Raw genomic sequence first — 13,569 nt, forward strand, 5'->3', positions numbered from 1 at the left:
TGCCGGCCATCCTGCAGGATCAGCCGGCCGCAGCCATGCCGGCCTCGCCCACACGCTGGGAGGCGTAGCCGGTGCCGCGCACCGTGAGGATCAACTCAGGGTTACGGGGATCGGGCTCAAGCTTGCCCCGCAGACGGGCCACGTACACATCCACAACCCGCAGATCGGCAGCGCGCCGCGGCGGATAGCCCCAGAGCTGCTCAAGGATCTCTGCGCGGGGAACCACCCGGCCTGGCTCGCGGAACAGCAGCTCAAGCAGGCTGAATTCGGTGTAGGTGAGGCCGATGCGCTCACCGTCGCGGGTGACCTGGCGGCGGTTGGTGTCGACCACCAGATCGCCCAGGCGCAGCACGCCCTGACCAGGAACAACATCACGGGGCTCGGCGCTGGCGGAGCCGCGGCCCACACGGCGCAGGATCGTGGCGATGCGGGCTTCGAGCTCTTTAGGGCTGAAGGGTTTGGGCAGGTAGTCGTCGGCGCCGAGATCGAGGCCGGCTACGCGCTCAGCGATGGCGTCGAGGGCCGACAGGAAAATGATCGGCACGCAGGATTCAGCCCGCAGCCGGCGGCACACCGCAAAACCATCGAGCTTGGGCAGCATCACGTCGAGCACGACGAGATCGGGCTGCTCCTGATGAAAAAGGGTAAGAGCTTCTTCGCCGTCTTCGGCGCACACCACTCGATAGCCGGCTAGCTGCAGACGCATCACCAGCACGCGGCGCACCGCCGGCTCGTCGTCTACCACCAACAAGGTGGCCCTGTGCTCACCGTTGCCTGACGCGGCCCCGGACGCATCACCGTGCTGGTGCTGGTCGCCGAGGGCCATACGCACAACAGGTGATGAAGAAGCGCAACGATACAGCTCAGGATGAACCGAACGCGCCCCAAACCCTCTGGGAACAGGGCCAATAGCCCAAGTCTTAAGGATTTCTTCCGGCGGAGGAATTAACGGCTGGCCTGCCCAGCAAAGCGCCCCACGGCATAGGCATTCCACTGCCGCTCCGCCTCCGCCAGGGCTGCATCGCTACTGATCTGGCCGAGCATGGCCCGCTGCAGCTGGGTGTAGATGATGGCCTGCAGGCGCTTCACGCCAGGGCTGGCGGGCACCAGCACGCGGGCCTGAGCCAGGGTGTCGGCCGAAAGCAAGCGCGCCTGCTGCACCAGCGCTTCAGGCTGAGTGGCTGGCTGCTCCGCCTCCAGATTGCGGCGCAGCTGCTGCAGGGCACCGCTGGAGGAGGGCAGCACCCGCGCCTGCTCGGCGAAGCGTTGCTGATTGGCGGCGTTGGTGAGAAACAGGGCGAAGTTGGCCGCCTGCTCAGCCACCTGGCTCTGGCGGGGGATCGCCAAGGTCATCACCGCCACGTTGGCGTCGCCACCGGCACCGGTGATCGGCGGATAGGGGCGGGTAGCCGCCGCGATCTGGGGGGCGTTGGTTTGGATGCTGCGCAGGAATTCGGCACCGCTGCCCACCTGGGCCAGCTCACCGCTTTGATACAGCTCGATAGCGCGGCGGTAACCCTGGCTCACCACCTCCCGGGGCAGCAGGCCGCGGCGGTACAGGTCGGTCCAAAACGCAAAGGCACGGCGGCCGGCAGGGCTGTTGAAAGCGGCGCGCTGCTGGGGGCCAAGCAGGGTCACCCCCATCTGCACCAGGCTTTCGAGCAGCTCGGCCGAGTCGTCGGGCACCACCGTGACGAACAGGGCATAGCGGCCGGTGCGGCGCCGCACCGCCTCGGCGTAGGCGGGCACCTCGGCCCAGGTGCGCGGCGGAGCGCTGTAGCCGGCCTGCTGCAGCAGGCCCGTGTTGGCCAGGGTGATGCGGGCGGTGAGATACCAGGGAATGGCGAACTGCTCGGGCTGTCCATCAGGCCCGGCACTGCGACCCGCCTGCCAGATCAGCGGCAGATAGCCCTGGGGCGCCCCGGCAGGCAATACCCCGTCCAACGGCAAGAGGCCGCCTTTGCTGGCCAGGTTGGCCGCGAACAGCGGATTGAGGTTCACCACATCGGGCGCGGTGCGGGCGAACACCGCCGCCAGCAGCTTGCGCTCCACCGAGCCCCAAGGGATATCGGTCCACACCACCCGATAGCCGGGGTTTTGCTGCTCCCAGGCGGCGATCACACCCTGGATGTTGGTGTTGAACTTGGGCGCCAGATCCAGGGTCCAGAACTGAATCGTGCGGGCAGCACCCGGCTGCGGGCCAGGGTGACGGCAAGCGCCGATGCCCACGGCTGCGATGACGCCAGCGGCGGTGGCAGCCAGGCGGCGCAGCAACAAACGGCGACGCAGGGGTTTTGGGGTTGGTGAGGCATTGATCGGATCAGCCATGGCCTCAACTCCTCAGATCCGCAATCCGGCGCCAGCGCAGCAGCAGCAGCGAGCAGAGCACCGGTGCCAGCAGCCCGGTGATCAGGCTCTGGGCCACCAAGGTGTGCAAGCCCGCCGCCGCCAGCGGCAGCTGGCCGCTCCAGAACAACTGCAGCAGCACACTCGCACCCAGCAACAGCGAACCGATCAGCGCCAGCAAGCCCAGGTTGTAGCTGCGCTCGATCGGCACACCGCGGCGGCCGATGCGCCCCCACCACCAGCCGAGCAACATCAACACCGGCGCCTCACTGGCCTGACCCAGGTGCAAGCCATCGAGCACCAAACCCAAGGCCAGGCCGGCTATCGCACCGGAGGCGGGGCCATCCACCAAGGCCCATGGCAGCAGCCAGAGCACGGCCCAACTGGGGGGCACACCGGTGAGCTTCAACAATGCCGGGGAGGCCAGGGTGAGCAGCGGCACCACCAGGCCTGTAGCCCCGCACCAGCGCTGGCGGTGCAATACGCCCATGGTTAACGGGTCACCACCTGCACCCAATCCACCGCATCCACCGGCGCACTGAGTTGCACCGCCGCATCCGGCGCTGGTGCCAGCTGCTCATTCACGCTCTGCAGCACCCCCACCAGCAGATTGGGCGGCACCAGGGTGCTGGCCGGGGAGGTGGTGATCACATCGCCGGGGCGCACACCGGTGTCTTTCTCCAGAAATTGCAGCCGCGGCCGTGCTGTGCCCTGCCCCACCAACAGGCCATGGCGCTGCACCCGAGCCACCCACACCCCAAGGCGGCTGCCGCTATCGGTGAGCAGCTGCACGCGAGCGGTGCTGGGGGTCACGCTGCTCACGCGCCCGATCAGACCGCCGGGTGCGAGCACCGGATCGCCGGCCTTGATGCCATCGAGGCTGCCCTTCCCCAGCTCCAGCTGCTGCCACCAGCCACCGGGTTCCCGCGAGATCACTGGCGCCGACACCAGGGCACCGCCGCCGCGGTCGAGCTCGAGCATGCCGCGCAGGCGCTGGTTATCGCGCTGCAACTGCTGCAGGCCAGCCTGATTCTGGAGCTGCTGAGCCGATCGCAACCATTCCGATTGGGCTGAACCCGGCCAGAAGGGGCGAGTGAGCAGCGCATAGGCATCCACAAAACCGGCCCCCTTGCTCAGACGCACGCCCACCAGGGCCAGCAACAGCAGCAACCAGGGCCAGGCCTCGGCCACCTTGCGCAAACCGGGGACGCGCAGGATGCGGCCGGGCATAGGAATCAGGCGGTGACGCGGCTGAAGTCGGGCGTATCAAGCACGCGCTCGAGCCGTTTGTAGTCCTCCAGCACCATGCCGCAACCGTTGACCACGCAGAGCAGCGGATCTTCAGCCACATGCACCAGGATCCCGGTCTCGTGGCTGATCAGATCACTGATCCCGCGCACCAAGGCGCCACCACCGGCGAGCATGATGCCGCGATCCACGATGTCGGCGGCCAGCTCGGGCGGAGTGCGCTCGAGGGTGCGCTTCACCGCCTCCACGATCACGTTGAGCGGTTCGGCCATCGCCTCACGCACGTCGCCGGCGCGCACGTTGATGGTGCGCGGCAGCCCGGAGAGCAGGTGCAGGCCGCGCACATCCATCGAGGTTTCATCGTGCACCTCATCGGGGAAGGCGGAGCCGATGCGGATCTTGATCTCCTCAGCCGTGCGCTCACCCACCACCAGGTTGTGCACCTTTTTCAGATACACGCTGATGGCATCGCTGAGTTCATCGCCGGCGACGCGCACGGACTCGCTCAGCACGGTGCCGCCCAACGACAGCACGGCCACCTCAGTGGTGCCGCCGCCGATATCCACGATCATCGTGCCCACCGGCTCGGTGACGGGAAGGCCAGCGCCGATGGCGGCCGCCACGGGCTCATCGATCAGGTGCACGGTGCGGGCACCAGCGAGACCAGCCTCACGCACGGCGCGGCGCTCCACGCCGGTCACACCGCTGGGAATGCCGATCACCAACCGTGGCGCCACGATGCCGCGGCCTTCGTTGCCCTTCTGGATGAAGGTTTTGATCATCTGCTCGGCGGCGTCGAAGTCGGCGATCACGCCATCGCGCAGAGGACGAACGGCGCGGATGTTGCCGGGGGTGCGGCCGAGCATCAGCTTGGCTTCATCACCCACAGCCAGGGGCACGCCACGCTCCAGATCGATGGCCACCACTGAGGGCTCCTGCAGCACGATGCCTTTACCCGACATGTACATCAGGGTGTTGGCGGTTCCCAGATCGATGCCGATGTCGCGGGAGAGCTGGAAACGTTTGAAGAACACTGAGGGGCCGCCTAGCGGCGCGAATCATAGGTGGAGTGGGCCGATGGAACATCCGGGCCAAAGGGTGGAACTCTCCCTATGAAGCAGGCCCTCAGCGGACTGCATCATTAACCCAACGCATCACCAGGAGAACGCCATGGGCGTCAACTCGATCACCCTCGTCGGCCGGGCCGGTCGCGACCCCGAAGTTCGCTACTTCGAATCGGGAAGCATGGTGGCCAACCTCACCATGGCCGTGAACCGCCGCTCCAATAACGACGAACCCGACTGGTTCAACCTCGAGATCTGGGGCAAACAAGCCCAGGTGGCTGCCGACTATGTACGCAAGGGCTCTCTGCTCGGCATCATCGGCAGCTTCAAACTCGACCGCTGGACCGACCGCACCAGCGGCGAAGAGCGCAGCAAGCCGGTGATCCGCGTCGACCGCCTCGAGCTCCTCGGCTCCAAGCGCGACGCAGAGGCAGGTGGCGGTTACGGCGGCGGCGGTGGTTTCGGCGGTGAACCCACGGAAGAGGAAGTGCCCTTCTGAAGTCGTGGTCGGGAGATGGGGATCAGGCTGATGTTCCGAAGGGGAGGATCCTGATCCCCATCTCCTGGGCAAGTTGAACGGAGTGGACTTAGTGGCTGGTGTTGCGCTTGTTCCAGATGCGCAGGCCAAGCCAGATGGCGGCGGAGGCGACGGCGATCACCAGGAGAACCTTGATCACCTTGGCGACGGGGTCGATCCAGAGTTCAACGTTGGTGTAGCCCTCACCGAGGGCCATGCCGGCCAGGGTGAGCAGCAGGGTCCAGATCAAGCTGCCGGCAGTAGTCCAGATCAGGAAGGGAGTGAGCGGCATCAGTTCGATGCCGGCGGGCACCGAGATCAGGGTGCGAATGCCCGGCACGAGGCGGCCCCAGAACACCAGGGCCGTGCCGTAGCGGTTGAACCAGGTGCGGCTGCGATGAAATTCCTGCGCGCTGATGCCGATCCAGCGGCCATGGCGCTCCAGCCACTGCTCGATCCGCTCCTCGTTGATCAAGCGGCCGATGCCGTACCAGGGCAGGGCTCCGAGCACCGTGCCCAGCAAACCGGCGATCACCACTGGGATCAGCGCCAACTGCCCCTGGTGCACATAAAAACCCCCCAGAGGCATGATCAGCTCTGAGGGGATCGGCGGGAACAGGTTCTCGAGGAACATCGCCGCAAAGATGGCGCCGTAGCCCATCCAGGGATTGGCTTCCACCGCCGCACCGATCAATTGCGGCAGCTGCTGCACCAACTCAGCGAGTCCCATCCGGCCTGTTCGTGTTGTGGGTGATTGTGCGGCATCCCGGATCCGGTGATCCGGGATGCCGTGGCCGCTGGATCAGTAGCGGTAGTGGTCGAGCTTGTAGGGGCCTTCCACGGGAACGTTGATGTAGGCAGCCTGCTCGGCGGTGAGCTCGGTGAGTTTGGCGCCGATCTTCTCGAGGTGGAGGCGAGCCACCATCTCATCGAGGTGCTTGGGCAGCACGTACACCTCTTTGGCGTACTGATCACCTTTGGTGAACAGCTCGATCTGCGCCAGCACCTGGTTGGTGAAGGAGTTGCTCATCACGAAGCTGGGGTGGCCGGTGGCACAGCCCAGATTCACCAGACGGCCTTCAGCCAGCAGGATGATCTTGTTGCCCGAGGGCAGCACGATGTGATCCACCTGGGGCTTGATGTTGTCCCAGCTGTACTGCTTCAGCGACGCCACATCGATCTCATTGTCGAAGTGGCCGATGTTGCACACGATCGCCTGATCCTTCATTTGGATCAGGTGCTCATGGCGGATCACCTGGAAGTTGCCGGTGGCGGTCACGAAGATGTCCACATCGCGCACAACGTCTTCCAGACGCACCACGCGGTAGCCCTCCATCGCCGCCTGCAGGGCGCAGATCGGGTCGACCTCAGCGATCATCACCGTGGCGCCGAGGCCGCGCAGCGACTGGGCCGAACCCTTGCCCACATCGCCGTAGCCAAGCACCAGGGCAACCTTGCCGGCCACCATCACATCGGTGGCGCGCTTGATGCTGTCGACCAGCGATTCGCGGCAGCCGTAGAGGTTGTCGAACTTGCTCTTCGTGACCGAATCGTTGACGTTGATCGCCGGGAAGGGCAGCTCACCGCTCTTCTGCAGCTGATACAGACGGGCCACGCCGGTGGTGGTTTCTTCCGTGACGCCCTGGATCTGGGCCTTGATACGGGAGTAGAAGCCAGGCTGCGCCGCCAGCTTCTGGCGGATGCTGTTGAAGAGCGCGGTTTCCTCTTCATTGGAGGGGTTATCGAGCACCGAGAGATCGCTCTCGGCCTTGGTGCCCAACATCACCAGGCCGGTGGCATCGCCGCCGTCGTCGAGGATCATGTTTGGGCTGCCACCATCGCCCCACTCGAGAATGCGGTGGGTGAAGGCCCAGTACTCATCGAGAGTTTCGCCCTTGTAGGCGAACACGGGAATGCCGGCGGCAGCAATGGCCGCAGCAGCGTGATCCTGGGTGGAGAAGATGTTGCAGCTGGCCCAGCGCACTTCAGCGCCGAGGGCCACCAGGGTTTCGATCAGAACGGCGGTCTGAATCGTCATGTGCAGGGAACCCGCGATGCGAGCACCCTTGAGGGGCTGTTCAGCGCCGAACTTCTCGCGCAGGGCCATCAGGCCAGGCATCTCGGTTTCAGCGATCGCCATCTCCTTGCGGCCGAAGTCGGCCAGGCCGAGATCGGCGATCACGTAGGTGCTGGTGCTCTGCAGCACAGGCGCAGTGGGGGTTGCCACCATGAAAGGGAATGCGAGTTGTGTGGAACGAAAAAAGCGGTTGATCGAAGCGCAAACCACGCAGCTCAGCGAGCTCGGGCCAGGCCAGGAGATCAATCGCGTTGGAATATCTGCGGAGACGCCGAGGCTTCGGGCTCGCTTCAAGCCAATCTACCGGGATGGAATCGCGCAACGTGCTGCTGGCTGATGCCGCCGCCACCCAGGCCCTGGGCAGGGAGCTGGCGCAGCAATGGCTGTCTCTACCGCCCGGCCCGCGGCCAATCCTGCTGCTGCAGGGAGATCTCGGGGCGGGCAAAACCTGTTTAACGCAAGGCCTCGCCGCCGGACTGGGCATCGATGAGCCGATCACCAGCCCCACCTTCGCCCTCGCCCAGCACTACACAGGCAGCGCAGCGGCGCTGGTGCATCTCGATCTCTACCGGCTTGAGCACCCTGCCGCCGCCGATGAACTGTTTGCCCAGGAGGAGGAAGAGGCCCTGGCCCTCCAAGCCCTGATGGCGGTGGAGTGGGCCGAGCGGCTCAGCTTCGTGCCGAGCGGTGCCTGGCAGATTGCCCTTGAGCTGCTGCAGCCGGATAAACCGGAGGCGGGCCGGCGGGCTTGGCTTGGCTGAGCTGTCCAACTCGAGATATCCATGGATATCCGTTGTTGGACAGCTCAGCCAAGCACCCCTCAAGCCAACACAACCCCTCAGACGCTCGCAGCCAAAAACGCCTCCACCTGCGCATCGGTGGGTTGGGGGTCAATCGCGCCCGCCCCGCCGCACACCAGGGCGCCGCAAGCGCTGGCAAAACGCACGGCTTCGGCGCTACCCGCCTCCAGCAACTGCGGGTGAGAGCAGAGCTGATGCAGCAAACCAGCCAGGAAGGCATCGCCGGCGCCGGTGCTGTCCACCACGGGCACGGAGTAGGCGGGCATCACGCCGCTGCTGGCTCCAAAACACCAAGCCACCTGCGCGCCACCATCGGTAACCACCACCGCCGGTTGCTGCGGCAGTGACGCCCGGATCACAGCCGGATCGCTGCTGCCAAACAGCCACTGGGCCTCTTCCGCCGCCAGCTTGATCAGGGCAGCCCGCTGCAGCAGGGGACGCATCAGCGCCACCGCTGCATCCGGCGGGCCAGCGGCAGCGGCCGCAGCAGGGTCCCAGAAGGTGGGCCGCCAGTTCACATCCAGGGCTATCGGCACCTCCGCAGCAGCCACCAGCCGCACAGCCGCCTCAAGCGCTGATGCCGATGCCGGCGAGGCGAGGGGGATGGTTCCCACCTGCAGCCAACGGGCCTCCGCCAGAAGGGGCTGCAGAGCAGCGTCGACTGCGGTGGCATCGAGGGCCTGATCGGCAAATCTTTCGCCGCGATCACCGGCAAAACCGCCGAAGCTGCGGTCGCCGGTGGCATCGCGGCGCACCAGCACGATGCGGGTTGGCCGGCTGGCGTCGCGCTGGAGCCCGCTGAGGTGAACGCCGCGCTCGGCCAGCAGCCGGCTGAAGGCATCACCGATGGGATCGCAGCCAAGGCGGCCCACAAAAGCTGCTGGCGTGCCAAGCCGGGCCAGGGCGCAGGCCACGTTGGCGGGGGCGCCACCCAGGCGGTCATCGCACTGATCAGGGGGAGCTGTGGTGGGGTCACCGCCGAGGGGTCCAAGCCGATCCACCAGGGCTTCCCCAAGACAGATCACCTGCGGCGCAGCAGCCATGGCTCAGGCGGCCTCAGGCCGCAGCGGCACTGCTTTCAGCTTGCAAACGCTCGAGCAAGGCGGCAATGATCCGCGCATTTGCTGCAGGAAAGGGGTAATCGCCAAGCTCAGTGGGCTCCACCCAGCGCACCTGCTGGCTGGCCAGCGGCTGGGGCTCACCGCTGATCCAGCGGCAGAGGTGCACCACAAAGCGCAGGCGCTTGTGGCTGTAGGCGTGCTCCAGGGTGATCAGCTCCTCACCCACTTGGGCCTCAATCGCCAGCTCCTCCTGCAGTTCACGGGTGATGGTGGCTTCAATCGGCTCGCCGGGCTCCTGCTTACCGCCGGGGAATTCCCACAGTCCGCCCAGCAGCCCCTCGTTGAGGCGCTGATCGATCAGCACCTGGCCGGCGTCGTTGCGCACCACCCCCACACCAATCACCTGAAAAGGCAGCTCGCGGGGGGCATCCGTCACGGGATAGGCAGCGGGGTCGCCGGCAGCGTAGGCAGCGCAGTGGACCTGCCAAGGGCACTGCTCGCAGCGGGGATGGCGCGGGGTACAAACAGTCGCCCCCAGGTCCATGAGGGCCTGGTTGAAATCGCGCGGGCGTTCAGGATCCAGCAACGCTTCACTGAGGGCCCAGAAGAGCTTGAGCTCCCGTGCCGGAGGCCGCTCGCAAGCCATCAGCCGTGCCAGCACCCGTTTCACGTTGCCATCGAGGATGGCGAAGGGCTGATTGAAGGCTGAAGACAGGATGCTGCCGGCGGTGCTCCGGCCGATTCCCGGCAATGCCAGCCAGCTCGCTTGATCCTGGGGCCAAGCTGCTTCGATCTGCGTTTGCATCTGCCGAGCACCGGCCAACAAACGCCGGGCGCGTGCGTAGTAGCCCAGGCCCTGCCAGAGCAGAAGAACGTCGTGCTCTTCAGCAGCGGCCAACGCCGCCAGCTTGGGAAAAGCCTCCATCCAGCGCAGCCAGTAAGGGAGCACCACCTGCAACTGGGTTTGCTGGAGCATCACCTCGGCCACCCAGATGGGGTAGGGATCGAGCTGCTCCCGGGGCTCCGGCCGGCGGTGATCTGAGAGCAGCTTCCAGGGAATGGAATGGCGGCCATGGGTCTGCCACCAACGCAGTAGCAGTTGGCGCAGCTCGGGGGCGCGAGCGCTGAGTTTGCTCAGGTCTGCCAGCAGCAACCTCGCCACCTGTCAGAAGGTCACGAAGGGATGCAAGCCCGATCCCTCATCTCCAAGGTGAGGGGCCAGCTCAAGCGGCTGCGGTGTTGCCGCCAGGATCCATGCGCCTGTTGCCTGCCAGCCTTCATGCCCTGATCATCAGCGGCTCCATCCTCATCGGTGCAGGGAAGGGTGAGGCAGCAACGCCGGGGCTGCGGTTTGTGGTGATTCCCAAAGTCACCCATCCCTGGTTTGAGGCCGTGCATGGTGGCGCCAAGGCGGCTGCCCAGATGATCCAGGGGCAAACCAACACCCCTGTGGTGATCGATTACCGGCCGCCGGCCAAAGCAGAGGCCGAGCTGCAGGCGGCCATGCTCCAAGCAGCCATCCGCTCGAAACCCACCGGGATCACGATCGACCTACTGGATGCAACCAGGCTCAAACCTCTGCTGGAGCAGGCCGAGCGCGAGGGCATCCCCATCACCGTGTTCGACTCAGAACCGCCAGCAGATCTCCCGATCACCAGCATCGGCGCCAACTTCTGCCAACAGGCCCAGATCACAGCGCAACGCCTGGCCAACTTGCTGGGCGGCCAGGGCGAGGTGGCGATCATGCGGGGCGTGCCGACGGCTCCCAACCACGCCATCCGGGCGGAGTGTCACCGCAAGCTGTTCGCGAACTATCCCGGCATCAAGGTGGTGGCCAGCCCTGCGGACAACGACAACGTTGAAACCGCCCAACAACTGGCCTTGGCAACGATGCAACAGCACCCGCAACTGAAGGGATGGGTGGTGAGCGACGCAGGCGGCGGGATCGGCGTGGGTCGCGCAATCCAGGCCCTAGGCAAACAAGGCAGTGTTCAGGTGGTGGCCCTCGATGACCTGCCTGAACTGCTGAACCTGATCCAAGGTGGTGTTGTGGATTCCACGGCAGCCAGCAGGCCCATCTCTCAGGGGTATTGGTCGGTGCTGACGCTCTGGCAGCAGAGCCTTGGAGCACCACCGATCCAACGGATCGATACGGGAATCTCTGTGCTCGGAGTGACACCGGAGAGTGCTGGCAATCCAAACCGCACGCAGCATCCTGAGGGCTGAACCTGACCAGGAGCGGATGCGAAGGCTGTTGCGCATGCTGCTGGCACCCCTGCGCCTGTTCCTGCGGCAATCGCTGGCGGTGCAGGTGCTGGAGGGCCTGGTGGCGGGGCTGGTGCTGGGCTTCTGGCTGCCCGCCGCGGTGGTGCAGAGCCTGAGGCCTGTGGGCGACGGCTTTCTGCGGCTGTTTCAGATGCCGGTGCTGCCCTTTCTGAGCTTGTCGTTGATCGCCGGTGTGGGTCGGCTGGAACTCCACCAGGCGGGACGCCTGCTCAGCCGATCGGCACTGGTGCTGTTGTTGCTGTGGGGCCTGGCCCTGGTGGCGGTGCTGCTGCTGCCCCTGGGCTTCCCGGCCTGGCAGGACGCCAGCCTGTTCCGGCCCAGCCTGCTGGAGCCGCCCAAGCCGCTGAATCTGCTCGAGCTGTTCATCCCCGTGAACCCCTTCGAGGCCTTCGCCACCGCCCAGATCCCAGCGGTGGTGCTGTTCTCGCTCTGCCTGGGCATGGCACTGATCAGCGTGCCGGCCCGCGAGGGGTTGATCGCGGGGCTCGATCGGCTCAGCGCGGCTCTGCTGAAGATCTCGGCTGTGGTGGCGCAGTTCACGCCACTGGGGGTGTTTGCGATCCTGGCCGGAGCGGCCTCCTCCCTCTCGCCGGCGGAGGTGCCGAGGCTGGGGATCTACCTGGTGCTGCAGGGCGGTTTGGTGCTGCTCCTGGCGCTGGTGGTGCTGCCGCTGCTGATCAGCGCGATCACGCCGATCTCGATACGCCAGCTGCTGCGATGCTTCCGCACGCCACTGATCATTGCCTTCGCCACAGCCAATTTATTTGTGGTGCTGCCACTGCTGGTGGAGCGCGGCAAGGAACTGATCGTGCAGGCCCGCGCCGAACGCCAGGGCGTGCGCTGCGATCAGGAGCAGGCCATGGCAGCCATCCGGCGGGATGTGGAGCTGCCGGTGGAGGTGCTAACGCCGCTGGCCCTGGTTTTCCCGGACATGGGGCGGCTGCTATCGCTCGGCTTCGTGCCCTTCGCCGGCTGGCTGAGCGGCAACCCGCTGCCACCCTCAGGCCTACCTGAATTCCTGATCACCGGACTGGCCAGCACCTTCCTGGAAGGCGTAATGGCCATGACCTTCCTGCTCAACCGCCTGGGGATGCCGGCCGACCTGGTGCAGCTGTACGTGGCGATGGATCAACTGGCGGTGGCACGGCTGGGCACGCTGCTGGCCTGCATGAGCGTGATCAGCCTGGTGTTGCTGTCCACCTGGCTGAGCCTGGAATCGCCGCGCACCTGCCTGCGGCGCCTGCTCAGGCCCGGGCTGGCTCTACTCAGCCTGCCCCTGTTCGTGGGAGGGGCACGGCTGAGCTTTGATCGCCTGCCAACCCCTGGCAACCCCCTGCGGCAGCAGCTGGAATCCCAGCGCTTCGCCCGGGCCAAGGGCGCGGCCACCCTGCTGGATGCAGCGGCCCCAGCACTGCCCCAGGCCGGTCGCTGGGCCGCCATCCGCCAACGGGGAACCATCCGCTACTGCACCCAGCTTCACGACTACCCAATGGCGTTTGTGAACCAGCGCAGAGCGCTGGTGGGCGCTGATGTGGAGCTGGGTTTGCTGTTCGCAGAACAGATGGGCCTCGAGGCGCGATTTCTGCCGGTGACCAACAGCCAGGACCCGGAATACGGCGTCTCCAGCGCTGATCGAGCCCTGATGGAGCAGCGCTGCGACATGACCATCGCTCTGCGCGCCCCAGCTCCGGAGCGAGGCGCAGATCTGCAGTTCAGCGATCTGCAGGAGGTGTTCGGCGTATCGCTGCTGCTGCACAGCGAACGACTGCGCGATCAACGCAGCTGGCAGGACCTGCGGCAGCAGGAAGGCCTGCGCCTGGGCCTGCCCACCACGTCTCCCTTCCTGCTGCAGTGGGCCCGGCAGCTGTTGCCCAGAGCCACGCTGTATCCACAGCAGCCTCTCGAGGCCCTGGTTCAGAGCCTGCGGCGGGGTGAGGTGGATGCGGTGCTGCTCTCGGCCCAGAAGGGTTCAGCTTGGACGGTGCTGGAGCCGGATCTGAGCCTGCTGGTGCCCCAACCGGCCCTCAGCCTGCCGGCTGCACGCGCTTTCCCACAGAAGGGCGAAAGCCTGCGGCACGTGTGGGAACTGTGGATGCAGTACGCCCGGGCCGACGGCCTGCGGGATCAGGTGTTCCGCCACTGGGTGGAGGGGCTGGCCAACTGAGGTGGC

At 66.1% G+C, this 13,569-nt stretch carries 13 protein-coding genes; 4 read left to right on the forward strand and 9 right to left on the reverse strand.

All coding sequences use genetic code 11. The features are described 5' to 3' along the window. Positions 1-19 precede the first annotated feature (19 nt). From rpaB to KJJ24_RS11140, 5 genes are all read right to left on the reverse strand, one after another. A complete protein-coding gene (gene rpaB / locus KJJ24_RS11120; RefSeq protein WP_256437217.1) occupies positions 20-826 on the reverse strand; it encodes a response regulator transcription factor RpaB in 807 nt (268 codons plus the stop codon). A 119-nt stretch (positions 827-945) separates the two neighbouring features. Then, positions 946-2,328, reverse strand: a complete 1,383-nt coding sequence (locus KJJ24_RS11125) for a sugar ABC transporter substrate-binding protein (protein WP_214338743.1) — start codon at positions 2,326-2,328, stop codon at positions 946-948. A gap of 4 nt (positions 2,329-2,332) precedes the next feature. Next, positions 2,333-2,836 carry a rod shape-determining protein MreD gene (locus tag KJJ24_RS11130; RefSeq protein ID WP_214338745.1) on the reverse strand — a complete coding sequence of 168 codons (504 nt, stop codon included), beginning with the start codon at positions 2,834-2,836 and terminating at the stop codon, positions 2,333-2,335. Positions 2,837-2,838: 2 nt separating this feature from the next. Next, positions 2,839-3,576 (reverse strand): rod shape-determining protein MreC, encoded by a 738-nt coding sequence (gene mreC / locus KJJ24_RS11135; RefSeq protein ID WP_214338747.1) that lies wholly within the window; start codon positions 3,574-3,576, stop codon positions 2,839-2,841. 5 nt (positions 3,577-3,581) lie between these two features. Continuing rightward, positions 3,582-4,628: a rod shape-determining protein gene (locus KJJ24_RS11140; RefSeq protein ID WP_214338749.1), complete on the reverse strand. Its 1,047-nt coding sequence runs from the start codon at positions 4,626-4,628 to the stop codon at positions 3,582-3,584. Between the two features lie 136 nt (positions 4,629-4,764). Between KJJ24_RS11140 and KJJ24_RS11145 the strand changes: the two genes are divergently transcribed. After that, on the forward strand, positions 4,765-5,157 hold the full coding sequence (locus KJJ24_RS11145) for a single-stranded DNA-binding protein (protein ID WP_214338751.1): 393 nt from the start codon (positions 4,765-4,767) through the stop codon (positions 5,155-5,157). A gap of 88 nt (positions 5,158-5,245) precedes the next feature. On the opposite strand, the gene KJJ24_RS11150 is transcribed toward KJJ24_RS11145, so the two are convergent. Both KJJ24_RS11150 and ahcY read right to left on the reverse strand, forming a co-directional pair. After that, complete coding sequence (locus KJJ24_RS11150) at positions 5,246-5,905, reverse strand: DedA family protein (RefSeq protein WP_214338753.1); 660 nt, start codon at positions 5,903-5,905, stop codon at positions 5,246-5,248. A gap of 72 nt (positions 5,906-5,977) precedes the next feature. Next, complete coding sequence (ahcY, locus tag KJJ24_RS11155; protein ID WP_214338755.1) at positions 5,978-7,405, reverse strand: adenosylhomocysteinase; 1,428 nt, start codon at positions 7,403-7,405, stop codon at positions 5,978-5,980. Between the two features lie 155 nt (positions 7,406-7,560). Between ahcY and tsaE the strand changes: the two genes are divergently transcribed. Next, positions 7,561-8,013 carry a tRNA (adenosine(37)-N6)-threonylcarbamoyltransferase complex ATPase subunit type 1 TsaE gene (tsaE, locus tag KJJ24_RS11160; protein WP_214338757.1) on the forward strand — a complete coding sequence of 151 codons (453 nt, stop codon included), beginning with the start codon at positions 7,561-7,563 and terminating at the stop codon, positions 8,011-8,013. A 77-nt stretch (positions 8,014-8,090) separates the two neighbouring features. On the opposite strand, the gene KJJ24_RS11165 is transcribed toward tsaE, so the two are convergent. Both KJJ24_RS11165 and mutY read right to left on the reverse strand, forming a co-directional pair. Beyond that, complete coding sequence (locus KJJ24_RS11165) at positions 8,091-9,095, reverse strand: carbohydrate kinase (RefSeq protein ID WP_214338759.1); 1,005 nt, start codon at positions 9,093-9,095, stop codon at positions 8,091-8,093. Between the two features lie 13 nt (positions 9,096-9,108). Next, the gene (gene mutY, locus KJJ24_RS11170) at positions 9,109-10,275 is read right to left on the reverse strand and encodes an A/G-specific adenine glycosylase (protein WP_371811726.1); all 1,167 of its coding nucleotides are present in this window, start codon (positions 10,273-10,275) and stop codon (positions 9,109-9,111) included. A 92-nt stretch (positions 10,276-10,367) separates the two neighbouring features. Between mutY and KJJ24_RS11175 the strand changes: the two genes are divergently transcribed. Further along, the gene (locus KJJ24_RS11175; protein WP_214338761.1) at positions 10,368-11,339 is read left to right on the forward strand and encodes a substrate-binding domain-containing protein; all 972 of its coding nucleotides are present in this window, start codon (positions 10,368-10,370) and stop codon (positions 11,337-11,339) included. 16 nt (positions 11,340-11,355) lie between these two features. Beyond that, positions 11,356-13,563 (forward strand): cation:dicarboxylate symporter family transporter, encoded by a 2,208-nt coding sequence (locus KJJ24_RS11180; protein ID WP_214338763.1) that lies wholly within the window; start codon positions 11,356-11,358, stop codon positions 13,561-13,563. Positions 13,564-13,569: the final 6 nt, after the last annotated feature.

Origin of the sequence: Synechococcus sp. LA31 (assembly GCF_018502385.1) — a bacterium.
Lineage (GTDB): Bacteria > Cyanobacteriota > Cyanobacteriia > PCC-6307 > Cyanobiaceae > Vulcanococcus.